Annotated in this window: 18 protein-coding genes; 6 read left to right on the forward strand and 12 right to left on the reverse strand. The window is 69.1% G+C overall.

Features of this window, described 5'->3' with window-relative positions; translation table 11 throughout:
- Window positions 1-75: 75 nt before the first annotated feature.
- The gene (locus tag OVA26_RS11640; protein ID WP_268104161.1) at window positions 76-2514 is read left to right on the forward strand and encodes an ATP-dependent DNA ligase; all 2439 of its coding nucleotides are present in this window, start codon (window positions 76-78) and stop codon (window positions 2512-2514) included.
- A 78-nt stretch (window positions 2515-2592) separates the two neighbouring features.
- Here the strand turns inward: OVA26_RS11640 and OVA26_RS11645 are convergent, their stop codons facing one another.
- From OVA26_RS11645 to murI, 9 genes are all read right to left on the reverse strand, one after another.
- Complete coding sequence (locus tag OVA26_RS11645) at window positions 2593-2991, reverse strand: GNAT family N-acetyltransferase (RefSeq protein ID WP_268104162.1); 399 nt, start codon at window positions 2989-2991, stop codon at window positions 2593-2595.
- 190 nt (window positions 2992-3181) lie between these two features.
- Complete coding sequence (locus OVA26_RS11650; protein WP_268104163.1) at window positions 3182-3721, reverse strand: hypothetical protein; 540 nt, start codon at window positions 3719-3721, stop codon at window positions 3182-3184.
- Window positions 3722-4149: 428 nt separating this feature from the next.
- Window positions 4150-4437: a hypothetical protein gene (locus tag OVA26_RS11655; RefSeq protein WP_268104164.1), complete on the reverse strand. Its 288-nt coding sequence runs from the start codon at window positions 4435-4437 to the stop codon at window positions 4150-4152.
- 451 nt (window positions 4438-4888) lie between these two features.
- Window positions 4889-11173, reverse strand: coding sequence for an RHS repeat-associated core domain-containing protein (locus tag OVA26_RS11660; protein WP_268104921.1), 6285 nt, complete (start codon window positions 11171-11173; stop codon window positions 4889-4891).
- A gap of 5 nt (window positions 11174-11178) precedes the next feature.
- The gene (locus OVA26_RS11665; protein WP_268104165.1) at window positions 11179-11664 is read right to left on the reverse strand and encodes a hypothetical protein; all 486 of its coding nucleotides are present in this window, start codon (window positions 11662-11664) and stop codon (window positions 11179-11181) included.
- Between the two features lie 330 nt (window positions 11665-11994).
- Window positions 11995-12912 carry a cation diffusion facilitator family transporter gene (locus OVA26_RS11670; RefSeq protein ID WP_268104166.1) on the reverse strand — a complete coding sequence of 306 codons (918 nt, stop codon included), beginning with the start codon at window positions 12910-12912 and terminating at the stop codon, window positions 11995-11997.
- A 78-nt stretch (window positions 12913-12990) separates the two neighbouring features.
- Window positions 12991-13587, reverse strand: a complete 597-nt coding sequence (rdgB, locus tag OVA26_RS11675; RefSeq protein WP_056230584.1) for an RdgB/HAM1 family non-canonical purine NTP pyrophosphatase — start codon at window positions 13585-13587, stop codon at window positions 12991-12993.
- A 1-nt stretch (window position 13588) separates the two neighbouring features.
- Window positions 13589-14314 (reverse strand): ribonuclease PH, encoded by a 726-nt coding sequence (rph, locus tag OVA26_RS11680; RefSeq protein ID WP_056230582.1) that lies wholly within the window; start codon window positions 14312-14314, stop codon window positions 13589-13591.
- Between the two features lie 36 nt (window positions 14315-14350).
- Window positions 14351-15169, reverse strand: a complete 819-nt coding sequence (gene murI / locus OVA26_RS11685; protein ID WP_268104167.1) for a glutamate racemase — start codon at window positions 15167-15169, stop codon at window positions 14351-14353.
- Window positions 15170-15522: 353 nt separating this feature from the next.
- Between murI and OVA26_RS11690 the strand changes: the two genes are divergently transcribed.
- Both OVA26_RS11690 and OVA26_RS11695 read left to right on the forward strand, forming a co-directional pair.
- A complete protein-coding gene (locus OVA26_RS11690) occupies window positions 15523-16848 on the forward strand; it encodes a nicotinate phosphoribosyltransferase (protein ID WP_268104168.1) in 1326 nt (441 codons plus the stop codon).
- Between the two features lie 282 nt (window positions 16849-17130).
- Complete coding sequence (locus OVA26_RS11695) at window positions 17131-17505, forward strand: hypothetical protein (protein WP_268104169.1); 375 nt, start codon at window positions 17131-17133, stop codon at window positions 17503-17505.
- A 24-nt stretch (window positions 17506-17529) separates the two neighbouring features.
- Here the strand turns inward: OVA26_RS11695 and OVA26_RS11700 are convergent, their stop codons facing one another.
- The 3 genes from OVA26_RS11700 to OVA26_RS11710 are packed head-to-tail and all read right to left on the reverse strand — an operon-like array spanning window position 17530 to window position 20711.
- Complete coding sequence (locus tag OVA26_RS11700; RefSeq protein WP_056230575.1) at window positions 17530-17796, reverse strand: DUF3039 domain-containing protein; 267 nt, start codon at window positions 17794-17796, stop codon at window positions 17530-17532.
- 51 nt (window positions 17797-17847) lie between these two features.
- Window positions 17848-19377, reverse strand: a complete 1530-nt coding sequence (locus OVA26_RS11705; protein WP_313957583.1) for a hypothetical protein — start codon at window positions 19375-19377, stop codon at window positions 17848-17850.
- An 8-nt stretch (window positions 19378-19385) separates the two neighbouring features.
- Window positions 19386-20711, reverse strand: a complete 1326-nt coding sequence (locus OVA26_RS11710) for an ABC transporter ATP-binding protein (protein WP_268104170.1) — start codon at window positions 20709-20711, stop codon at window positions 19386-19388.
- Window positions 20712-20970: 259 nt separating this feature from the next.
- Between OVA26_RS11710 and OVA26_RS11715 the strand changes: the two genes are divergently transcribed.
- From OVA26_RS11715 to OVA26_RS11725, 3 genes are all read left to right on the forward strand, one after another.
- On the forward strand, window positions 20971-21585 hold the full coding sequence (locus OVA26_RS11715; RefSeq protein WP_268104171.1) for a hypothetical protein: 615 nt from the start codon (window positions 20971-20973) through the stop codon (window positions 21583-21585).
- A 204-nt stretch (window positions 21586-21789) separates the two neighbouring features.
- Entirely contained in the window at window positions 21790-22728 is a 939-nt protein-coding gene (locus OVA26_RS11720) for a hypothetical protein (RefSeq protein ID WP_268104172.1), read from the forward strand.
- Between the two features lie 77 nt (window positions 22729-22805).
- Complete coding sequence (locus OVA26_RS11725) at window positions 22806-24149, forward strand: maltokinase N-terminal cap-like domain-containing protein (protein WP_056230562.1); 1344 nt, start codon at window positions 22806-22808, stop codon at window positions 24147-24149.
- Window positions 24150-24207 lie beyond the last annotated feature (58 nt).

Consider the following 24207-nt stretch of genomic DNA (forward strand, 5'->3'; position numbering starts at 1 on the left):
CGCGATCCCACGACGCCGCCGCGTCCCCCGCAACCCCCTCGGCATCCGCCGCCCCCTCCGCTCTACGCTGGGGCGATGACGGAGCAGACGGTGCGCATCGGCGGTCGCCGCCTGCGCCTGTCGAACCTCGACAAGGTGCTGTACCCCGAGACCGGCACCACGAAGGGCGAGGTGATCGACTACTACACGCGCATCGCGCCGCTTTTGCTCCCCCACGTCGCCGATCGTCCGCTCACGCGCAAGCGCTGGCCCGACGGAGTGGGGACGGATGCCGACCCCGGCGAACCGTTCTTCGCCAAGGCCCTCGAGCCCGGCGCTCCGGCGTGGGTGCGGCGCTTTCCGATCGATCATTCGAGCGGCGCGAAGGACTACCCGCTCGTCGACGACCTGCCGACGCTCGTCTACCTCGCGCAGGTCGCGAGCCTCGAGTTGCACGTGCCGCAGTGGCGCTTCGCCTCCGACGGCGAGCGGCAGAACCCCGACCGGCTGGTGCTCGATCTGGATCCGGGCCCGGGCGTCGGTCTCGCCGAGTGCGCTGAAGTTGCCCGGTGGGCGCGCGCGATCCTGCAGGACATCGGCCTCGAGCCGTTCCCGGTGACCAGCGGCAGCAAGGGCATCCATCTGTACGCGCGCCTCGACGGCCGCCAGTCGAGCGATGCGGCGAGCGCGGTTGCGAAGGAGCTCGCGCGCGCGATCGAGGCCGACCACCCCGACCTCGTCGTGAGCCAGATGTCGAAGGCGGCGCGTCCGGGCAAGGTCTTCATCGACTGGAGTCAGAACAACGGCTCGAAGACCACGATCGCGCCGTACTCCCTGCGCGGGCGTCCGCGTCCCTACGTCGCCGCCCCGCGTACGTGGGAAGAGCTCGACGACCCCGACCTGCGACACCTGTTGTTCAGCGAGGTGCTCGAACGTCCCGACGATCCGTTGGCTCCGGTTGACGAAGCGCACGGACCCCTGCGCGCGTACATCTCCAAGCGCACGGCCGGCAAGACTCCCGAGCCGGTGCCCGACGCTCCTCACGGCGAGCCCGATCCTGAGGGGCTCCCCCGCTTCGTCATCCAGGAGCACCACGCCAGCCGCCTGCACTGGGACCTTCGCCTCGAGCGCGACGGCGTGCTGGTCAGCTGGGCCGTCCCCAAGGGCGTTCCCCCGACGACCGCGAAGAACAGCCTCGCCGTCATGACCGAGGACCACCCGCTGCAGTACCTCGACTTCGCCGGCGAGATTCCGCGCGGCGAGTACGGCGCGGGCATCATGACCGTCTGGGACACCGGCACGTACGAGCTCGAGAAGTGGCGCGACGACGAGGTGATCGCGACCCTCGAGGGTCGTGACGACGGGCCGCTCGGGCGCGTGCGCCTCGCGCTGATCCGCACAGAGGGGCAGGGCGAGAAGTCGCAGTGGCTGCTGCACCGGATGAAGACGGATGCCGACGGCACGCCGCAGAGCGAGGGAGCCCCCGTCGTGGCTCTCGATCACGGGTCCCCCGCCCCCGAGCCCGCCCGTGCGACGGCCCCGTCGCCCATCGACGCTCCCACCGTCGCCGAGCTGCGGCCGATGCTCGCCACGTCCGCGACGCCGGGGATCGCCCGCGCCGCCGCCGACCGCTGGGGCTCTCCTTGGGTGGAGATGAAGTGGGACGGCATCCGGGGGCTGGGCGTGTGGGACGGTGAGCGACTGCGCCTGCGCTCGCGGAACGGCAACGATCTGACCGCCGCCTATCCCGAGCTGACGAGCGTCGACCTGGGCCTCGGGCCCGACCCGGCCGTGTTCGACGGCGAGATCGTCGCGCTCGACGACAGGGGCCGACCGAGCTTCCCCCTCCTGCAGAAACGCATGAACCTCGCCCAGCCCCGCGAGGTCGAGCGTGAGGCGAAACGCACGCCCGTGCACCTGTACCTGTTCGACGTGCTCTCGGTGGCGGGCCGGGATGTGGCATCCCTCCCTCTCTCGAAACGGCGGGAGATGCTCGAAGAACTCACCGCCGACGCCCGGAGTCCGGTCGTCGTGCCGCCCGTCTTCGATGACGTGGATGCCGCGGTGTCGACGAGCGGCCGGTTCGGGCTCGAGGGGGTCGTCGTGAAAGACCCGACCTCGACGTATCGCCGCGGGGTGCGTTCGGAGCAGTGGCTCAAGGTGAAGCACTCGCGGACGCAGGAGGTCGTGATCGGCGGCATCCGTCCGGGGAAGGGCAATCGGTCGGGGACCATCGGCTCGCTGCTCGTGGGGGTGCCCACCGCCGACGGCCTGCAATACGCGGGCCGGGTGGGGTCGGGCTTCGGCGAGCAGACCCTCGCGCGGTTGACCGAGCTGCTCGAACCGCTGCGCGTCGACGCCGATCCGTTCGTGGGCGTACCCGCGGCCGATGCGCGCGATGCGCTGTGGGTGCGGCCCGAGCTCGTCGCCGAAGTCGAGTTCGCCGAGTTCACCCCCAGCGGGATCCTGCGGCAGGCGCGGTGGCGTGGGTTGCGGCCGGACAAGGAGCCCGGCGAAGTCGTGCGGGAGGACTGACGCTAACGAGGTGACCGGCCGACGCGACGGCTGGGCCTTTTGAAGCCACCGGTCCTCATCGCGAGCCCCGCCACGGCGTCAGTCGTCGATGACGGCCCACTCCCCGAAGCGGCAGAACCCGGATGCCGAGGCCGGTACCACCGACGGCGCATTGTCGAGCCGGCATCCGTACTGCGGTTCGTAGCCGCCTTCGAGCGCGTCGGCAGCCATCGCCAGGACGGTGGCGCGGGCGAGCCCCCGCCCGCGGAACTCGGGCAGCGTGATGACGCCGAGATCGGCCGGCCGTGTGCCGCTCCAGGGGTGCATGTTGGCCGCGGCGGCGAGTCGGCCGTTCACGAATGTGCCGAACACCAGCCCGTGGTCGATCTCGGCGAACGCCTCGTCGAGATCATGCTCAGGTGCTGCGGCGGCGAGGGCGGCGAATACCTCGGCGTCGTCGGCCGTCAGGCGACGCGTGCCGGCTCCAGGCGCGGACACGGTGACGTTCGCGTGCTCTTCGACCGGCAGGCAGAAGCGGGGGTCGGGCTCGTTCAGTGCGATGCCCGCAGAAGGCCCCGCTTGAGCGCATCGTCGGGCGCGAGGCTTTCGCCGTCGGTGACGGCGATATTTGCGTCCCGCTCAAGCGTCACCGAGAGAAACGTGGCGCGGTCGCCAGTGCGGAGCAACGTCAGCCCCAACTCATGAGCTGCCCGATGTCACGACATCGAGTGAGGGAAGAAACGAATCGCCTGATTTCCGGCGGGTCATAGCCCGTGATTGCGTGCACTTCTTGAGGCCACAAGTATGCCACCATCTCATGCGCGCAGGACAGCGACACCTGAAGCGTTTTCAAGGTCGTTAATAGCAGCGGAGCACTAGTGTCAAGCGAAAGAATTCCGATTGATCGAGCCGTGGCGCGGAGGTTCCGGTGGACAAACTTCTCCTCAGCTGAACTGAGCGCAAAAGCATTCATAAGAATATGTCGAGCCGCTTGCTTACCTCGAATCTTGGGGTAAGTCTGGAGTAATCGCATCCCCCGGTCGAGCTCAGCTCTTGAGGCTCCCACCTTGTCCCTAAGAGGGGAACCGACGCCCAGGGATTGAATAGCTTCACGAAAGCACGAAAGCCAGATCGAGGCGTCGTCTTCGGTAACGCTCATCACGACGGAAACAGGCCTGGTCTGCGTTCCACTTGCGCTCCCAGCGAAGGCGTATTCGACGTTCATCATTCAGCACCCTTCAGATCTATGAAGCATTTGCACCCCGACCGGGGGTCGAAACGCAGTTCCACCATCGATCTCATTCGGGTCAACGGCCACAAACGTTCCATCTTCCCAGTCCACCCGACACCTGAGCAATCCGTGAGGTGCGGCCCGCCAAGGAGCCGCAGCCACTCTGCACCGGGTTGCGCAATGACGAACCGAGCCGAGTATCCTCCACCGGCGCGACGGCGCTCACCAACGCCAAAAAGCCCGAGCCTTTAAGTGCTACGCATGCCGCGGCGCAAGACCCGACCGGACTAAATGACAGCTTGCAGATCTGGAAAACACATGAAAGACGACCGCCCCTAACCATCTAACCCGAGAGTCAATTATTTGCGCAAGAATGTAGTTGCTGACCAACCCGGCGAGTGGCGCACAGAGGTGCCAGACCCAGCTCAAGAAGAATCCGACACTTCCTCAATCCAGCCGAGCGCATCCAGGTGCCGCTCGAGATGGGTTGCCATCGATTTCGCCGTAGAGAGCGACAATCCAAACACCCCGGGGAAGCCCGACCGCACGACCGCCACCACAAGCTGACTTCCCCCATCAAGCCGAAGTCGCAGCTGCGGGGACCACACGATTCTTCCTCGAAATTTCACAATCTCTATTCGGTCGACCATTGCGGGCGAGAGGATCACACCGCCCCCCGGTGCGCGCCAGACCACCTCAATGCCGTCAGCCACCAGTCGAAGCATGCCCGCGCCACGGCGGTGCTCATCACTCCAGTCGCGCCACGTTGTGATGGGCCCCCCGAACGCTGAGTCGGAGAACGTTATTGGATTGAGCTCACCTGCGGTCCTCGGTACTCCATCAACCCACGCGCTTAGTCCCCTCAAATGATTGCACGCCAATAGTGCGCTGAATGTTGGCACCAGGATTGCAGTCAACCCCCAGATTACTATTGATGCCACGCCTTGACCTTTAATAATCGAAATCACGCAACAATATGTCGCGAGCGCACCAAGTATTATAAGCGAAATGAACGTGATCATCTGGCCAAGTCGAGACACCGGGCGGGCGGCCGTTGCCCATTCCACCACCGTTTCCATTAGATAACCTTATCTCAGCACACGCGCTTGCGCATCAGTTCAAAGCGGGCAGCGATCTTTGCAAACGACCGAGTAAATGAATGGATCACGAGTTTGGTAATGACCTGTCTCCGGGGAAAATGGTGTCGAGAATTATCATGTGGGTGTCAAATATCGCAGCGCCTATCTGCGGCCCTATACCCGGCGCGGAAAGGGCGATCATGTTGGACATTACCGTAGTAATAATGTTTACCCAGCACCGCTGGTCCGCAGCGTACGCAACGCAGTCAGCAGCAACGGATAGAGTTCCCACCCCAAGTGCGATTCTTCCTATCAGGTCTGCCGCCCCGAGTGTCGCGAGCGACGCGAGCGGATGATTCGGCCTCGCGGCGAAGGCGGTCAGCGCGAGCGAGAGCACAGACAATCCATAAGACGCGTACTTCAGAACATTGGCAACCGTTGCGGTCGTCTCGCGCCAAGCCGGGGCATGCCTCGCCGTTGGCTCGGATGTCGATCGTGGTGTCGTAGCCACGGGCTTCACCGTCTTCGAGGCAGGCTTCAGCGGGTACCCGGTGAACGTCTTGGACGGGCTGTACGACGACGGCTGCGTCCGCACGCCGGTGGTTGGCCACACCCCCGGCGCGGTGAATCGCGGCCGCACCGAGTTCCCGTCGGCCCAGTCATACCGCCCCAGCGGCCGGTATCCGAGCAGGTCACGCGAGGTCACCGGGTTGCCCTCGACGTACGCGTACCCGTTCAGGGACGCGGGTGACTTGAGCACCCCCTCCCAAGAGTCCTGCGACAACCACGAACCCGACCGAGAGTCGTACCCGCGGGAGTAGAACAGGCTCAGGCCGGCAACAGGGTCGGCACGCTCGCCCGAATGTCCGACCGAGGCGTTCCATCCGGACGTCGAGAAGCTCGAGACACCCCAGTCCGACCCACCCGACACCTGAGTGATCCGCGAGGTGCGGTCCGTCAAGGCGTCGCGGGCGCTCTGCACCGGGTTGTTCAGCGACGATCCGAGCCGGGTATCCCCCACCTGCGCGATAGCGCTTCCCAACCGATCGAGAAGATCCCAGGTCGTCGCACCCGAGGTGCGCCCCTCGAGCAACAGCTCGCCGGCGACGTCGCGGACCAGGGTGGTCGTCCCGGCGACGTCGCTGACGTCCTGGACGGGCTGCAGACCGTTCCACACGGTCGAGGTGTGCACGGAGCCGTGCGCACTATCGGTGGTGGTGGAGACGCGTCGGCTGAGCGCGTCGTAATCGAATCGGGTGGATCCAGAGCTGTCGGTGTACCCGGTGAGCTGTCCGAGCTCGTTCCAGCGGTACGTCGCGTCGAAACCGCCCCCCGTCACTGACGTGCGGTGCCCGTCGGCGTCGTACCCGTAGGTCTGTGCGCCCGCGGGCCCGCCGGTGGCAGAGACGAGCTGGTTCAGGTTGTTGAACTCCTGAGTCTGCTGGAAGGAGGTATCGGTCGCCTTCACCGACCCGGACGCGACCGAGGCGGGCGGGCGGGGAACACTTCGCCCGGACGCATCGACCATCAACACCGGATCCAGCACCCCCGATGAGGACGTGGCGGCGGAGTGCGACCAACCCGTGCGGTTACTAACCTGGTCGTAGGCATATTCGTCGGTTCCGCCGGTGCTCTGCGCCGACCGGGTTAACCGGTTGCCGTTGTCGTACGCATACGTCGTTGCGAGCTTGTCCAGGACGGTCGTTGACGCGTCCGATGCCCCGGGGAAAGCACCTGCCGGCGCGACGCCTCCGGGCAGAGCCGACGTCGGCGCGGTGGCGGTGCGGGTGGTCTCGGTCACATTGCCGGCCGCGTCGTACCCGTATCCGAGCGACAACGTGGCGCCCTGCGGGAGCAACCCGGTATCGGAGGGCAGTGAACGATGTCCGAGGTAGGACGAGACGGTGCTGCATCCAGGCTTGTCGACGGTGGAGGCCCGGAGTCCGGAGGCGTTCTCGTTCGTCACCACCGGGCACAACCCCTGGGTGCGCACCGCCCCCGGAACCGCGGGTCCCGCTACCGTTGATGCCGGTGGTGGGGTGGTCGAGGTGATCGCAGTGACCTGGCGGGCGGCGTCGTAGCCGTAGCGGGTGGTGACGCCGTTGGAGCGGTCGATGCCGGTGAGGTTCCCGGTCTTGTCATAGCCGTAGACGGCACTCCCCCACGGGCTCGACATGCGCGACACGCGGCCCGCCGCGTCGCGCTCGTAGTCGATCTTCTGACCGCCCGGGACGGTGAGCTGCGTGAGGGCACCGGCGCGGTCGTACGCGTAGGACAGCTCACGTCCTTGCTGATCGATCTGGGATGCCATCTGCCCGGTGGGGGTGTAGGTCCACCCGGTCGTGCCATGGGCGTTGGAGGCGGCGATGAGGCGTTGTTCCGCGTCGTACTCGAACCGGAGGACATCGGAGACGGAGGCCTGTTCGGTGCGGTCGCCGCGCGCGTCGTAGCCGTAGGACACGGCCGCACCCGAGGGTGCGACGACGCGGGACGTCAGCCCGCGCCGGTCGTACTCGTAACGGGTGCGCCCGCCCGCGGGGTCGGTTACCGTCACCGGCTGCCCGAGCGCGTTGTTCTCGTACGCGGACTGGTTACCGCGCGCGTCGGTGACGGCTGCGAGCACCCCGAGCTCGTCATATGCGTACCGCGTGACCCCGCCCGTCGGGTCCGTGACGGTCGCGAGCTGCCCGTGCTCCTCGTAGGTGTAGGCGCTGGCGTGACCGAGTGCATCCGTCGTGGAGGTCAGTTGCCCGGCCGTGTCGTAGGTGAACGTCGTCGATTCGCCGAGGGCATTCGTCACGCTGGTCCGGCGGCCTGCGGCATCCCATGTGGCGCGGGTCACGCTTCCGTCCGGATCGGTCACCGCAACGACGTTGCCGAGGACATCGTGCTCGTAGCGGGTCGTGTTGCCGGCGGCGTCCGTCGACTCCGTGATCTGACCGGTCGCATCGTAGGCGAACGATCTCGTCCGGCCGGTCGGGTCGGTGACGGAGACGAGCTGGCCTGCCGCGTCGGACGCGTAGGAGGTGGTGCCGTCCGCGTTTGTGATCTTCGCGAGTTGGCCAGCCGCATCCCGCTCGTACAGGGTGGTGTTGCCGAGGCGATCCGTCGTTCCGACCACCTGACCGTCGGCGTTGTAGGTGTATCCGGCGCGTCGACCGGTGGGGTCGACGACGGAGGTGACGTGATCGAGTGCGTCGTACTCGTAGGTCGTGGTGTTTCCTGCACCGTCGGCGACGGAGCTCACCCGCCCCACGGCGTCATACGCGGTGCGCTGCACGACGCCGGTCGGGCCCTTCGTCGAGGTGACGCGACCGAGCGCATCGACCTCGTTCTTCGTCTCCGCTCCGCGGGGGTCGGCCTGCGTCACCGGGACACCGGACGCGTCGAAAGTCTGCTTCCACGATCGCCCCGCGGGATCGATGGCTTCGACCGGACGCGCGAGCACGTCGAGCACGAAGCGGGTCTGACGGCCGGCCGCGTCGGTGGTGCCGGTGAGGCCATCTTCCTTGTCATACGTGTACGAGGTGGTGCCGCCTGTCGCATCCGTGGCGCTGACGATGCGGAAGAGCGCGTCCCAGGTGTAACGGGTGGCGTTGCCGGCGGGGTCGGTAGCGGAGGTGAGGTTCCCATTCAGGTCGTACGCGAACCGCGACACCCGCCCCAGAGCGTCGGTGACGGCGGTGAGATTGTCCCGCGCATCCCACGCGTACCGGGTCACCCGACCGAGAGGGTCGGTCGAGGCGATCAGGCGGTTCCCGTCGTCATACGCGAAGCGGGTGGTCCGGCCCAACGGGTCGGTGCTCGCCACACGATTTCCGCGCCCGTCGACCTCGAACGCGTACGCCGCTCCCGACGGCAGAGTCGTCCGAACGACGTTGCCGGACCCGTCGACGTCGTAGGTGATGACGGATCCGTCGGCCTGCACGGTCTTCGTCAAAGCTCCCCGGTCGTTGTACCCGTAGCTCGTGACCCGACCGAGGGCGTCCGTGCGCGAGGCGACGGTCCCCTTCGGGGTGTACGTGTACGCGGTGGTGTTCCCGGCGGCATCCGTCACCCCGATCACATTCCCGGCGGCGTCATAGGCGTAGGAGGTGGTGCGTCCCGCCGCGTCGGTGAAGGCCGTGACGTTGTTCTCGTCGTCGTAGGTCCACGACTGCTCACCACCGGCGGGGTCGGTGATCTTCGTAATGCGCGAACGGGAGTCGAACGCGTAGGTGTGAATCCGGCCTTCCTGATCCGTATAGGTCGTCTGCCCCGCCTCGTAGGCGAAGTGACGCTCGTTACCGGCGGCATCCCACTGCTGCACGACCCGCCCCGCGTCGTCGTAGGCGTTGCGCAGATACGTCGCCCCCAACGCGTCGGTCATCGTGACAATGCGGTGCGACCCGTCGTAGGCGAAGCTCTTCGCTCCCCCGTCGGGGGACGCGATGCGGGTGAGGTCGCCGCTGCCGTCGTACCCGAGCGACCACGCGCGCCCATCGGGCAGCGTAAGGGCGGTGATCCGCCCGGCGTCGTCGGAGTCGACCCGCACACGCTGACCGCTCGCGTCGGTGATCGCGGTCAGTGGCACGAACTGTTGCGTTCTCGAAGGGGTGCCGTAGGTGAGGGTGGTGGCGCGACCGGTGGTGTCGACAGCGCGGGTCATCTCCCCGATGCCGTCCTGGTCGGCGGCGTCGAAGTCCCATGTCTCCCCGGCGCGCGACGACATCCGCAGGATGCCGCCTCCGGCTTCGACCAAGTGGAGGCCCTCGCCACCGGGATCGATGTAGCCCCCTGTCCCATCGGGTTCGAACATGATGGACGCCCCATCGCCGCGCACGACCATGACGGAATGGTCATCGAAACGCTGCGCGTGACCGCCGAGCGCAAAACTCCAGCCCGCACCGACACGACCCAGCCGACCGTCCTGCGCGTTGTAGACGAGGGAGACATCCGTCGCGGAGCCGCCCGCGCTCGGGAGGGAGAAGAGGTGTTCGGTTTCGACGAGGTTGCCGGTCGAGAACGACACCGGGTCAGCGCCGTAGTGCTGCCAGTTGCGGTAGCCGAGCTGGTACCAACGCGACAACTCCGCGGCGGAGGGGCGAGCGGGCCACCCGCCCGTGACCGGATTCGTGCAGGAGAAGCCCTTCGACTCGAGATATTTCCCGACGCCGGTGAAAGCACCGTTCACGACCGAGTCCCACCCGTTGTCGATCACGGGGCGGTCAAAGTTGTGGTCCATGTACAGGGCTTCCATGTGCACCACCGCCCCCGGCAGCCCCTGGTACTCCTCCCGCGGGAAGTCCGCCGTCGGAGCTTTCACCCGTCCGGGCCGGCCGGTGTATCCGCGCATCTCCGACAGCAACGACTCGCGCAGGGCATCACTGTCTCCGCCGCGGGAGAACAACTGCGTCCCGCCATTGAGGGCACTGCCCCAGGCAGTGCCCTGGTTGGTTCCGAACGCGACCGTCAACGTCACGTCCGGGTTGTGGGATGCAGCAACCGCGCGTCGCGTCTGCGCCGATACGAAACGCTGGTCCGCGCCACGCGTGAGCGTGACGTCCGCGACGCACCGCTCGCGGAGCATCGCCGCCATCTGATCGGCCAACCGCACGTTCAACGGCAGTTCGGTGATGCGCGGGCCGGGAGAGTTCGCCCACCCCGCATCATCGTCGGGATCCAGCACGATCCGGGGCACCGGAGTCGTCTGCACCGGTGTGCCGATGACGACGAACTGCGACAAGTGCTCCGACTCCGCTCGCACCACATGCGCGTCCGCGTCGTAATACGACGGGAGCTGCTGCCAGGGGTCGCCGGGACTTTCCCGCGTCACGACACGAAGACTGTCGAGGTCCACGCCTGACCGCGTCAGCGAATCGGGGTCGACATCGAGCTGCAGGCTCACGCCGGGCCGCACGTTCTTCGCAACTTCGATACCGGACGAGTCGTCTTTCTCGAGCGTGTACGACGCGGGGAACTGGGTGACGTCGCCACCGGCCTCCGTGTGGGCACGGATCTCGACGGGAGGAGCGGCGACCACACCCCCGGTCTCGGACGCAGCCGAGACCGCGGCACCGTCGTCCAACGCAACGGCCCTCACCGTCAACTTCTCGTCGACCTCGTGACCGGAGAACTCCGCTCGAACACCGGCAGCATCCGCATCCAGCACCGCGCCCTCTCCTGGTTCGAGCGTGGCTTCTGCCCATGTGCCCTCGTCGACCGCGGTAGCGGACGCACGCGCGGCGGGAGCCGCGGCAGCGCGCACGCGATCAAGGATCTGCTGTTGCACGTCGGCCGGACGGGTCACGGGTCGCTCGACGGCGTGGACGGACCCACCCGTCACGACCAGAGCCGCGACCAGGACGGCAGCACACGCACTTCTCATCATCGTGCTCACGCGCGGACCTCCGCACCTTCGCTGGCGTCACGTCTCGGGCGGCGGTGCGCGCGCACCGCCAGCGCGCCCGCACCGCACAAGATCAATGCCGCCCCGACACCGACCGCCCAGGGAACCCCATCCCCGTCCTGACCCGTCGTCGCGAGTTTCTGCCGGTAAAGCGCGTACGCCTGGAGGCTCACCGCGTCGGCGACGCCGTCACCATCGAGGTCCTCCGAGCCGGTCGCACACGTCGCGGTCCCACAGATGACGAATTCCACCCAGTCGGGGACACCGTCACCGTCCGTATCCTCACGGCCGGATGTGCAGATGTCGGAACCGCACACCAGTCGCTCCACAAAATCCGGGATGCCGTCGCCGTCCGCGTCGGCGCGGGGATCTGCGCAGCGCGTCGTCCCGCACGACGCAACCTCGACAGCGTCGGCGATCCCGTCACCGTCGACGTCCTCTGTGCCCGTGGCGCATGTCGAACTGCCGCACACCAGGCGTTCGATCGTGTCGGGAATAGTGTCTCCGTCGACGTCGCCGGCGCTGACGGAGGTGACCGGACCCGAAGCACGGGCGGCGATCGGCGACAGCGTCAGAGCGCCGACGAGGGCGAGAAGGACCGCGACGGACGCGGCGAAGCGAGGAGAGGGCACACGTCAGGATGGCGTCCACTTCGACCCTCGAAATCGCGGAGGCGCGGAAAATCAAGGGTTTTAGACGCAAAATCCACCCGCGGTTTCACCCTCGACGCGGTTGAGCCAGCTCTGCCTTCACCCGCTTGTCGGGGTGCTGGCTGTCCGAGGAAGGTCGAGTCGCGGCGGAGTTCACGCGTGCCGCGAGTCGTGCTCCACGTGACCTGCGGGCTCGAGCTGGAACGTCGAGTGCTCCACGTCGAAGTGGTCGGCGAGGCACGTCTGCAGCGACGCGAGGATCGCGGCCGCGCGCCCATCGGTCAGGGCGGCGTCCTCGACGATGACGTGCGCGCTGAACACCGGGGCGCCACGCGTGAGCTGCCACACGTGCACGTCGTGCACGTCCACCACGCCGTCCGCCTCACGCAAGTGCTCGCGGATCTCGGCGACGTGAACGCCGACGGGCGCCGATTCCGTCAGCACGACCACGACCTCGCGCAGAAGTCCGATGGCCCGCGGCACGATCATCACGGCGATGAATAGCGAGGCGATGGCATCCGCCTGCGTGAATCCGGTCGTCACGATCACGATGGCGGCAACGATCACGGCGGCCGAACCGATGAGGTCGCCGAGTACCTCGAGGTAGGCCCCGCGCACGTTGATGCTGCGCTTCTGCGCACGCGAGAGCAGGAACATCGACACCGCATTGGCCACGAGACCGACGATCGCGACGACGAGCATGAGCCCGCCCTGTACCTCGGCTTCGGCGGGGATCAGGAGGCGCTGCACCGCCTCGACGCCGATCCACGCGCACAGCACGAGGAGGATCACGCCGTTCGCCAGGGCTCCCAGCACCTCGGCGCGCTGGTAGCCGAACGTGCGGCGATCATCCGCCGGGCGCGCGGCGATCGCGGTGGCGATCAGCGCCACCACCAGGGCTGCGGCATCGGTGAACATGTGCGCCGCGTCGGCCAGCAGCGCCAACGATCCGGTCAGGATCGCGCCCACGACCTGCACGACCATCACCGTGGCCGTCAGGGCCAGGGCGGTCGCGAGCAGGCGCCTATCGCTGGCATCCCGGATGCCACCGGAGGGCGCGTGATCGTGCATAGCTCCAGGCTAGATCGGGCACAGCCTCGGCCGCGTCGGTTCGAGCAACTCGGGAATGAGAACGGGTGTCGCTCTCGCTCAGAGCGTCTCGAGCAGTGGCGCCAACTCGCGGAACGCCCGCGACCGGTGCGATGCCGCGTTCTTCTCCGCGGCCGTCCACTCCCCCACGGTCCGTTCCTCGCCCGCGGGCTGGCCGTCGGGGATGAAGATCGGGTCGTAGCCGAAACCGCCGGGGCCGGCGGGTGCCGTCGCCAGACGCCCGGGCCAACGGCCCTCGACCGTCTGCTCCCCGCCGTCCGGACGCACCAGCGCGATCACCGACACGAACTGCGCCGTGCGATGCGGGTCGGCGACATCCGACAGCTGGTCGAGCAGCAGCTCGAGGTTGGCGGTCGCGTCCTTCTTGTGTCCCGCCCAGTACGCCGAGAAGACGCCCGGCGATCCGCCCAGTACGTCGACCGCCACGCCCGAGTCGTCGGCCAGCGCCGGCAGACCCGTGTGCGCCGCGGCCGCGCGGGCCTTGATCAGCGCGTTCGCGGCGAAGGTCACGCCGTCTTCAACCGGCTCGGGCCCGTCGTACGCGATCACCTCGAGGTCGGGGCGCACCTCGGCGACGATCGCCTGGAACTCCTCGACCTTGTGCGGGTTGTGCGTCGCCAGGACGATGCGCGCCATGTCAGCCCTCGAGCACCGAGGTCTGGATGCCGCGCAGCTCGGCGCAGCCGTTCACACCCAGCTCGAGCAGCTGATCGAGCTCGCGCTTGTCGAACGGCGCGCCCTCGGCGGTGCCCTGCACCTCGACGAACAGGCCACGGCCGGTGACGACGACGTTCATGTCGGTCTCGGCCCGCACGTCCTCGACGTAGGCGAGGTCGAGCATGGGCTCTCCGTCGATGATGCCCACCGACACCGCCGCGACCGAGTCGCGCAGCACCTCTGCGCGCTGACCGATGAACTTCTTCTCGCGGCCCCAGGCGATGGCATCCGCCAAGGCCACATACGCACCCGTGATCGCCGCGGTGCGCGTGCCACCGTCGGCCTGCAGCACGTCGCAGTCGATGACGATGGTGTTCTCGCCCAGCGCCTTGGTGTCGACGACAGCGCGGAGCGCGCGACCGATCAGGCGTGAGATCTCGTGCGTACGACCGCCGACCTTGCCCTTGATCGACTCGCGATCGTTGCGGCTGTTCGTCGCGCGCGGGAGCATCGCGTACTCGGCGGTGACCCACCCCTTGCCCTTGCCGGTCAGCCAGCGCGGCACGCCGTTCGTGAACGACGCGGTGCACAGCACCTTCGTGCCACCGAAGGTGACGAGAGCCGAGCCCTCGGCGTGCGCCGACCAGCCGCGCTCGATGGTGACGGGGCGGAGCTGGTCGTTGGTGCGACCGTCTTTGCGGGTCATGAGTCCTCCAGAGGAACGGGAAATGGATGCCACGCCTCAGCGCGGCAGGTCGATGGCGCCGGTCTGCACGAGCTGCACCTCGCGCACCTCGCGACCCATCAAGCGGTGGGCGAGGCGCACGAAGTCGTCGGCCGATGATCCCGTGGCTTCGTAGCGGGCGGTGGGCACGGCATCCGGACTCGCGAGGAGATCACGCGACACGAGCTGACGGTAGACGTCTTTCGCGGTCTCACTGTCGCTCGAGACGAGGCTCACGTCGGGACCCATCACGTAGCTGATAGCTCCCTCGAGGAACGGGTAGTGCGTGCAGCCGAGCACGAGCGTGTCGACGCCGGCGTGGCGGAGCGGGGCGAGGTATTGCTCGGCGGTGGCGAGCACCTCGGGTGAGTCGGTGACTCCGGCCTCGACGAACTCGACGAACCGCGGGCAGGCCTCGGCGAACACCGTGAGGTTCGCGTTGACCTCGAGCATGTCCTGGTAGGCGCGGGATCCGATCGTGCCGACCGTGCCGATCACGCCGATGCGGCCGTTGCGGGTGGTCGACATCGCGGTGCGGACGGCGGGGCCGATGACCTCGACGACGGGCACGTCGTACCGCTCGCGGGCATCGCGGAGCATGGCGGACGACGCCGTGTTGCAGGCGATCACGAGCATCTTCACGCCCTGCTCGACGAGGGTGTCGAGCACCTCTAGCGAGTACTTGCGCACGTCGGCGATGGGCTTCGGGCCGTAGGGCGAACGCGCGGTGTCGCCGATGTAGAGGATGGACTCGCGCGGCAGCTGTTGAGAGACCGCGCGGGCGACGGTGAGGCCTCCGACTCCTGAGTCGAAGATCCCGATCGGCGCGTCGTTCATAGGGACCCAGCCTATCGGGCGGGGGTGGGGTGGGTTGCGGGGGTGTCGACAGCGTCGCCGCGGACACAACGCAGGAGATTCGGCATCCCTCCTCCCCGCCGCCGCGGCTCGTCGAAGGCCCGCCACCGTATTTCCTGCGTTGTGCGTGCGGGGGGCATATACCGCCAGGCGGCGCCGCGACCGTTCCGAATCCCGCGCACGCCACCAGAATGCAGGAATGTCGGCATCCTCCCGCTCCTCCGACGCCCGTCGACAGGGCGCGTCGGCCGAAAGTCCTGGGTTGTGTCGCACCGACCCGTCAAGGGGTCGCGGGTGACCCGACGCCCGAGAACGGGCCGCAATAGGCTGATCGAATGAGCCGTAGCACCGCCCTGCACACCGACCGTTACGAACTCACGATGCTCGACGCGGCGCTCCGCGACGGCACGGCCTCGCGCCGTTGCGTGTTCGAGGTCTTCGGTCGCCGCCTGTCCGGCGGGCGCCGGTTCGGCGTCGTCGCGGGCACGGGGCGGTTGCTCGAGGCGATCCGCGACTTCCGCTTCGGCGATGACGAGCTGCGCTACCTGCGCGACAACCGGGTGGTGGATGCCACGACCATCGACTTCCTCGCCGACTACCGTTTCACCGGCTCGGTGACGGGATACCGCGAGGGCGAGGTCTACTTCCCCGGGTCGCCGCTGCTGACGATCGAGGGCACCTTCGCCGAGGCGGTGCTGCTCGAGACGCTCGCCCTGAGCATCTTGAACTACGACTCCGCCGTCGCCACCGCCGCCGCCCGCATGACCGTGGCCGCGGGCGAGCGTCCCCTCGCCGAGATGGGCTCCCGGCGCGCGAGCGAAGAGGCCGCCGTCGCCGCCGCCCGCGCGGCGTACATCGCCGGGTTCTCGGCGACGAGCAACCTCGAGGCCGGTCGCCGCTGGGGAGTTCCGACCATGGGCACCGCGGCCCACGCGTGGACGCTGCTGCACGACACCGAAGAAGACGCCTTCCGCTCGCAGGTCGATGCCCTCGGCCCCGGCACGACCCTGCTCATCGACACGTACGACATCCCCGAGGGTGTGCGCACGGCCGTCCGCGTCGCGGGCACCGAGCTGGGCGGGGTCCGCATCGACTCCGGCGACCTGCCCATCGTCGCGGGCGAGGTGCGGGCGCTGCTCGACGAACTCGGCGCGACGAACACGCGGATCACCGTGACGAGCGACCTCGACGAGTACGCGCTCGCTGCTCTCGCGGCATCCCCCGTCGACTCGTACGGCGTCGGGACCTCGGTCGCGACCGGGTCGGGCGTTCCGACGGCGGGCCTGGTCTTCAAACTCGTCGCACGCGAGGCCGCGGACGGTTCGTGGGTGGGTGTAGCCAAGGCATCCGCTCAGAAGGCCTCGCACGGCGGTCGCAAGGCGGCCTTCCGCACCCTCGACGCGGGCACCGCGACCTCGGAGCTGATCATCGTCAGCGACGGTTTCGAAGAGCTCTCGACCGCGGCCGAGCACCCCGACGCCCGTGCGCTGCAGACCGCGCTCATGGAGGACGGAGAAGCGGATGCCGCCTCCCTCGGCGCAGCGGGAGTGCAGGCCGCTCGGGCTCATCACTCGCGCGTTCGCGAGGAACTGCCCGTGCGCGCCCTCGCGCTGAGCAAGGCCGACCCCGCGCTCCCGACGGAGTACCGCAACGCCGAGTGAGCCGCGCTCGCCCGCCCCGCCGCGCGTGAGGGGTCAGAAACTGTCGCCGCGTGCGCGTAGCCCACGGCAGGTGAGCCACGCGCGCAAGGGACTTTGGCTGATTGAGTTGCCGCGAATGGCGGGCGGGCGGGCCGCGCAGCGACCAAGTGCGGCAAGTGAAGCGGGGCGCGGCCGTGGCGCGCGAGTCCGCCACCCTCACCGAGTTGAGTTGCCGCGAATGGCGGGCGGGCGGGCCGCGCAGCGACAAAGTGCGGCAAGTGAAGCGGGGCGCGGCCGTGGCGCGTGCGCGAGTCCGCCACCCTCACCGGGTTGAGTTGCCGCGAATGGCGGCCGGGCGGGGCGCGCAGCGACAAAGTGCGGCAAGTGAAGCGGGGCGCGGCCATGGCGCGCGAGTCCGCCACCCTCACCGGGTTGAGTTGCCGCGAATGGCGGCCGGGCGGGGCGCGCACCGACAAAGTGCGGCAAGTGAAGCGGGGCGCGGCCATGGCGCGCGAGTCCGCCACCCTCACCGGGTTGGGTTGCCGCGAATGGCCACCGGGCGGGGCGCGCACCGACAAAGTGCGGCAAGTGAAGCAAGGTGCCTCGCGCACCAGGTCCGAAACGCGCGTGAGGGGTCAGGAAGTGTCGCTGTGCGTCAGCGCCGGCGACACTTTCTGACCCCTCACGCGGGGTGAGAAACCCTCAGTTGATGAGGGACTCGTAGATCTCTTTGCACTGCGGGCAGACGGGGAACTTCTCGGGGTCGCGCCCCGGCGTCCACTTCTTGCCGCACAGCGCACGCACCGGCTTGCCGCTCAGGGCGGACTCGAGGATCTTGTCCTTCTTCACGTAATGCGAGAAGCGCTCGTGATCACCGGGCTCGATGTTCTCTTCGCGGATGAGCTCTTCGAGCTCACGATCCAGGGTCGCGAGACCCCCGCTGTCAGGACTGTCGAGAGGCGTGCTCATGGAGAGCCAGTGTAGCCGCGGTACGCCCCGAGCGGTCGGTGCGAGGCGAGGTCAGGTCGCTTCGGCGAACTCCATGAGCCGGGTTCCGCGACGTTCGAACAGCGCCGCACCGACGGTGACACCGATGACGAGCACGACTGCTCCGGCGCCGACGCCGACCCAGAGAGCGAGCATCGAATCGATCTCTTGACCGTTGATCGCCTGCCACGTGAGCCACGCCGCGGGCGAGGCCGCCGCGATCGCTCCGGCCATCACGAGACCCTGGGCGACGACGCCACCCGAGCCCGTGCGCTGCGGCTGCTGGAACGGGCTGTCACCGGGCCGCGACACCGCATAGGGCGCGACGACCGACGAGATGCTCGACAGTCCGAGCCCGGCCAGGAACAGCGCCGCGCAGACGCCGACCATGGCGGGGAAGATGGCCCAGCGCCCGTGGGCGACGATGGCGAGCGGCAGGGTGATGGCGAGGATCGGGATGCCGATGAGCAGCACCGGAACGAGTCGTCCGATGCGGTCGGGAGCCCCGCGCATGCCGCTGGCGATGTGCATCCACAGCGCGGTGGAGTCGTAGGCGAGGTCGTTGTGCGGCAGCCAGCCGAAGAACAGCGCCATGATCGGCACCGGCAAGAGGACGGCGAGTTCGAACGGCACCCCGGCGACCAGCAACGGCACCGTCGAGACGACGGCGGCGATCGGCACGATGATGACGTTGACGATGTAGCGACGGTCGCGCAGCCAGTACGAGAGGCTGCGGGCGGCGACCGCTCCCCCGGGCGTTCCCGGCAGGATCGCGAACCACCCGAGACCGCCGCGCTCGCGCACAGCGATGGGGCGGCGGGTCGTGGTGAGCAGGGTGTTGACGAGCGCGAACCACGCCAGGGCGAGAACGAGCACGGTGGCCAGGGCCACGACGAAGCTTCCCACGGCGGCTCCGGCCGAGGGCGCGAGGGCGATGCCCCACGCGGCGCCGATCGGCGTCCACGCGAGCACCTCGGCGGCCGACGCGAGTTGCGAGGGCACGGCGCCGCGCCACTCGAGCGAACCGAGGAAGACACCCACGGGCACGACGACGACGAGCACGGCGACCAGGTACACCCCGATGAGCTCGCGCGACTGCCGGGGGCGCTGGACGAGAGCGCCGAGCGCCATGCTCACCCGCGCGAAGAGCACGCATGTCGTGAGCCCAAGGACCACGGATGCCACGCTCGCCCAGGCCGATGCTCCGTGAGCGCCCCACGCGACCGCGAGGCTCACCCCGAGGGTGAGGACCACGAGCACGGGGACGCTGAGGAAGCCGGCCAGCAGGAGCGCTCCGGCCAGGGGGCGGGGTTCGGGGCCGACGACGGCGAAGCGCCGGGGGTCGAGGGGGTCGATCGACGCGGTGACGGGCGGACCGACCGCGAAACCGAGCGTCACCGCCGAGCCCGCGAGCACCGTGACGACGGCCGTGGTGAGGCTGCTGGCATCCGCGAGACCGGCCGCGCTCATCGCGGCCACGACGGTGGCGGCGATCAGGATGACCACGCCGATGGCACGCCGGATGACTTCGCGCCGGTCGCCCCGCAGGGCGCCCAGCATCATGGCGAGCCTCAGGCGGAGAACGTGTGCAACCACTCGAGGCCCTCCACGTCGCCGAGCCCACCCGAGAGCTCGCGGAAGCGCTCCTCGAGCGTTCCTTCGCCGCGCACCTCGTCGACGGTGCCCTCGGCGAGCACCTGACCCGAGACGATCACCGCGACCCGCGAGCAGACGCGTTCGACGAGCTCCATGCCGTGGCTCGAGAGGATGACCGTGCCGCCGTGTTCGACGTACGTGCCGAGGATGTCGAGGATGACGCCGCTTGAGACGGGGTCGACGGCTTCGAACGGCTCGTCAAGCACGAGCAGGCGCGGCGAGTGGATCATCGCGCCGGCGAGCATGACCTTCTTGGTCATACCGGCGGAGTAGTCCGACACGGGACGCGACAGCGCCTCGACGAGGTCGAACGCGCGGGCGAGGTCGGCGGTGCGGCTCTCGACGAGCGGGGCGGGGAGCCCGCGCAGGGCGCCGTAGTACGACAGCAGCTGACGGCCCGTGAGTCGGTCGAAGGTGCGCAGCCGGTCGGGCAGGACGCCGATGAGCTTCTTCGCCTCGCGCGAGCGCTTGCCCGCGTCGACGCCGTTGATCATGACGGTGCCGCGATCGGGTCGCAGCAGTCCCGCGATGATCGACAGGGTCGTGGTCTTGCCGGCACCGTTGGGGCCGACCAGACCGTAAAACGCACCGGCGGGAACGGTCAGGTCGATCGCGTCGACCGCCCGCAGCTCGCCGAAGCTCTTCGTGATCGTCCGGAGCGCGAGAGCGGGGACGGCGGTCTCATCAGCGGATGCCGTGACCCCATCGACCGCGGGCGCAGCCACGACCGCGGCGGGCTCGAGGTCGTCGCCGTGGTGGGCGGCGTCATCGTTCGCCTCGTCGTCGCTCGGCTCAGCCGAGACGGCAGCGAACACGGCGGTCTCGGGCTCGGGCGTCTCTTCGGCCTCGGCCGATGCGTCCGCTCCGTCGGGGGCGACGCTCTCGACGAGCAGTTCAGACTCGTCCGACCCCGCCGCGACCTCGTCCACGCGCACGTCGGCGGGGGCCGGGTCGTGGGGCTCGGCCGCGTCGTCGATGTCGGAGGTTCCGGCGGACTCGGCGACGGCGCTCGACGCGTCGCCCGAGACCTCGGCTCGGGCGTCGTCCTCGAGCGGCTTCTCGGTGACGATCTCGGCGACCGGCTCGGCGGCGAGCGCCGAGGCAGACTCAGACTCCGACGGAGACGCCTCAGCGGGCTCGAGCTCCGCCGCGTCGACGGGCCCAGACTCGGACACCGACGCGTCCGTGGCCTCGACCACGGGCTCTTCGACGGCGACATCGGCGGGCGTGGGATCAGCCACAGGCTCCGCATCCGCCGGTTCCAGGTCAGCATCAGCCGCCCCAGCCGAAGCCAGCTCAGGCGCAGGATCCCCGACCGCCACCTCCGGCGCAGCCGCAGAGTCACCAGCGGGCTCCCCGACCGCCGCCTCCGGCGCAGCCGCAGAGTCACCAGCGGGCTCCTCGACCACCACCTCAGCCGGCGCGGCCTCGCCCGAGGGCTCAGCACCCGGCAGCGGCGGACGCGGGGGCACCACGATGTCATCGGGAAGCAGCGGAGGGATGCCGACACTCGGCGCGACCGCATCGGTCGCCCTCGTCGTCGCCTCGTCCTGGGCAGCCTCGAGAGCTGCAGCCTTCGCCGCGGCTGCCTTCGCCGCCGCCGTCTGGCGCGGGGCGGCCGGCTTCTTGGGAACCGCCGGCTTCGCTCCGGCGGCGGGCTTCGCTCCAGCGGCGGGCTTCGCTCCAGCGGCGGGCTTCGCACCCGCGGCCTTCGACGCGGCCGTGGTGCGCGGGGCAGCGGGCTTTCGCGGGGTGGCGGGCTTCTTCGCGGCGGCCGTGCGGGCGGTCGCGGACGTGCCCGACGCGGCGCGCGCGGCCGTCGTGCGCGGGGCACGCGGCTTCGCCGGCGGCTTGGGCGCCGTGGCCGACTCGGACTCGGCGTCGTCCGACGCCGTCGCCGCGGCGGGGCGCCGGGGCGCACGCGGGGTCGTCGTCCGCGGAGCGCGGGGCTTGGGCGGGGGCGACATCGAGGCTTCGGCGCTCGCCGACGCGCCCTCGGTATCTGAAGAGGACTTTTCGGGGGGCACCGGCAGCGACGCTGTCATCGCACCAAACTACCAACCCCCTCCGACACCGACCGACGCCTGGTCGCGCGCCGCACACACTCACAGATAACGAAAGGCCCGGCGACCAGTGCGAAACATTTCATCTGAACGGATGACGTCGTTTTCGGCATCCGGCCGGCTTTCCGTCCTGCTCCGCATGAAAGGTCGAATCCTGTCGCTTCCCGACCCCTCACGCCGCTCGGCGCTTCGGGAGCCGCTCCGCCGCGCCGTCAACCGCCCCCGGCCAAATCGCCACCGGGGTGAGGATGGAGGCATGGCTGAGAAGGTGCACCGCATCCACACCCTGCCCGACGACGCCCCCTGGAAAGGCGGCCTCCCGCCGGTGGGGTCCGAGGAGCACCCGCGCACCATCCGTCTGCTCGATCGCGTGCTCTCGGTGCAGCGACCCGTGGTGCTCGCGCATCTGCGCAGCGTGCGGTTGCGGCATCCGGATGCCACCGTCGACGAGATCCTGAGAATCCTCGAGCGCCGCTATCTCGCGGCCGTCACCACGGGTGGAGCTGCGGTCGGCGCCACGGCCGTGGTGCCCGGCATCGGCACGGGCGTGACGCTCGCGTTGAGCGGGGTCGAGACCGTGGGCTTCCTCGAGGCGACGGCTTTGTATGCGCAGTCGGTCGCCGAGGTGCACGGGGTCGTCGTCGAAGACCCCGACCGCGCCCGCGCTCTGGTGCTCGCGCTCATGCTCGGCAAGGAGGGCATCGACCTCGTGTCGCAGCTGGCGTCGCAGGCCGCCGGTCGCGGCGTCTCGCGCTCGAGCTACTGGGGAGAGATGGTGACCAAGACGCTCCCCCGCGCCATGGTCGGGCCGCTCGTCGACCGCCTCAAGACGACGTTCGTGCGACAGTTCGCCACGCGGGGCGGTGCCTCATGGATCGGCAAGGCGCTGCCGTTCGGCGTCGGCGCCGTCGTCGGAGGTGCGGGCAACCACATCCTTGGCCGTCGCGTACTCGTCAACGCTCGTCGCGCGTTCGGCACTCCCCCGCTCGCGCTCCCGGCCGACCTCGAGCCCACGCCCGGCAGCGAGCGGCTCGAACGCGCCGCGGTGGGCGGTGTCCGCCGCGTCGGTGACGCCATCGCCGGGGCCGGTCGCCGTACGGGTTCGCTGGCCCGCAAGGCCCTCCCGGGGCGCAAGAACCGCCCAGAGAAATCGGAGCTCGACGCGGGCGACGACGACCGCACGTCGGCATCCTGAGGCTCACCCTTTCTCATCGACACGGGGGCGCGCGCAAGACCTTCGCGATGCGAAGACCCGCGCGTTAGCCTCGCGACATGGGCGACCTCCTCGATCTCCTCGCTGTCTGGATGCCGCGTCAGCGCTGGTACGGCACGAAGGGCCGCGATCCGCGGCTGACTCTCGTGGCCGACTGGCCGCTCGATGCCGCCGATGCGCGACTGCTGCTGGTGCGCGACGAAGCCGTGCAACCGGCGATCGTGTACCAGGTGCCGGTTGCGCGCCGGCCGGAGGGGTCCGTTCCTCCCGGGAGTCTGATCGGCGCCGCCGACGACGGGCTCGTGTGGACGGATGCCACGACCGACCCCGCCTTCACCGATGCGCTGTACGCGTTGGTGACGGTCGGCGGCGAGGTGGGTTCGGACGAGGACGGGTTCCGGGGTATTCCGCTCGGGGCGACGGGCGGGCGGGCGTTGGCTCCGCAGATGACCGCGCGCGTGCTGAGCGGCGAGCAGTCGAACACCTCGATCATCTACCGGCCCGAGGGTGAAGAGCCGGGTGTACCCGTCATTTGCAAGTTGTTCCGGCAGGTGAACCCGGGGATTAATCCTGACGTCGAGCTGCAGTCCGCTCTCGCCGCCGGAGGGGCCGCTTTCGTGCCCGGAGCGATCGGCGAAGTCCGCGGAATCTGGATGACGCCCGAGGGTGTTCCGGTCAGCGGGTCGCTCGCTTTCGCTCAGGAATTCTTCGAGGGAGTCGAAGACGCGTGGCGCGTCGCGCTCGACGCCGCGGCCGCCGGAGAGGACTTCGCCGACCGCGCGTACGCCCTCGGAGCGAGCGTCGCCGGCATGCACGTGGCGCTCGCCGAGCAGTTCTCGACCCTCGATCCGAGCGAGGCCGACCGCTCCGCGATCACCGGTGCCTGGGAGCGACGACTGACGATCGCGCTCGGGGAAGTGCCCGCTCTGCAGCCCTACGAGGAGCAGATCCGCGACGTCTACGCCCGCGCTCTAGCCGCGAAATGGCCTGCTCTGCAGCGAATTCACGGCGATTTGCACCTCGGTCAGGTGCTCGACACGCCCTCGAACGGATGGGTGCTCCTCGACTTCGAGGGCGAGCCCCTCCGTCCGATCAACGAGCGCCTCCAGCCCGATGTCGCGGTCCGCGATGTGGCCGGCATGCTCCGCTCGTTCGACTACGTCTCGGGTGCCGTGGCCGACGACGACGGCGAGGCCGTGCGCGCGTGGGTCATCGCCGCGCAGCAGGCCTTCCTCGACGGATACGCCGACACGACGCGTCGCCCCCGCACCGACGACGATCCCCTGCTCGAGGCGTTCGAACTCGACAAGGCCGTGTACGAAGCGATCTACGAAACGCGAAATCGCCCGGACTGGGTGGGTATCCCCCTCGCCGCGATCGGGCGCCTGGCGCCCCTGCGCTGACGGCTCACTCCCTCACGAGAACGCCACCCCGCACTGTCTGGCGGGGTGGCGTTCTCGT

Origin of the sequence: Microbacterium sp. SL62, assembly GCF_026672635.1 — a bacterium.
In the GTDB taxonomy this organism is placed as follows: Bacteria; Actinomycetota; Actinomycetes; order Actinomycetales; family Microbacteriaceae; genus Microbacterium; species Microbacterium testaceum_A.

Bases quoted from the DNA above. Each gene is read 5' to 3' on its own strand.
- OVA26_RS11715 (WP_268104171.1), top strand. From the start codon at position 20,971: ATGCCGACACTCGGCGCGACCGCATCGGTCGCCCTCGTCGTCGCCTCG.
- OVA26_RS11720 (WP_268104172.1), top strand. From the start codon at position 21,790: ATGGCTGAGAAGGTGCACCGCATCCACACCCTGCCCGACGACGCCCCC.
- OVA26_RS11725 (WP_056230562.1), top strand. From the start codon at position 22,806: ATGGGCGACCTCCTCGATCTCCTCGCTGTCTGGATGCCGCGTCAGCGC.
- OVA26_RS11660 (WP_268104921.1), bottom strand. From the start codon at position 11,173: ATGATGAGAAGTGCGTGTGCTGCCGTCCTGGTCGCGGCTCTGGTCGTG.
- OVA26_RS11700 (WP_056230575.1), bottom strand. From the start codon at position 17,796: ATGAGCACGCCTCTCGACAGTCCTGACAGCGGGGGTCTCGCGACCCTG.
- OVA26_RS11640 (WP_268104161.1), top strand. From the start codon at position 76: ATGACGGAGCAGACGGTGCGCATCGGCGGTCGCCGCCTGCGCCTGTCG.
- OVA26_RS11650 (WP_268104163.1), bottom strand. From the start codon at position 3,721: ATGATGAACGTCGAATACGCCTTCGCTGGGAGCGCAAGTGGAACGCAG.
- OVA26_RS11670 (WP_268104166.1), bottom strand. From the start codon at position 12,912: ATGCACGATCACGCGCCCTCCGGTGGCATCCGGGATGCCAGCGATAGG.
- OVA26_RS11690 (WP_268104168.1), top strand. From the start codon at position 15,523: ATGAGCCGTAGCACCGCCCTGCACACCGACCGTTACGAACTCACGATG.
- OVA26_RS11705 (WP_313957583.1), bottom strand. From the start codon at position 19,377: ATGATGCTGGGCGCCCTGCGGGGCGACCGGCGCGAAGTCATCCGGCGT.
- rph (WP_056230582.1), bottom strand. From the start codon at position 14,314: ATGACCCGCAAAGACGGTCGCACCAACGACCAGCTCCGCCCCGTCACC.
- rdgB (WP_056230584.1), bottom strand. From the start codon at position 13,587: ATGGCGCGCATCGTCCTGGCGACGCACAACCCGCACAAGGTCGAGGAG.
- murI (WP_268104167.1), bottom strand. From the start codon at position 15,169: ATGAACGACGCGCCGATCGGGATCTTCGACTCAGGAGTCGGAGGCCTC.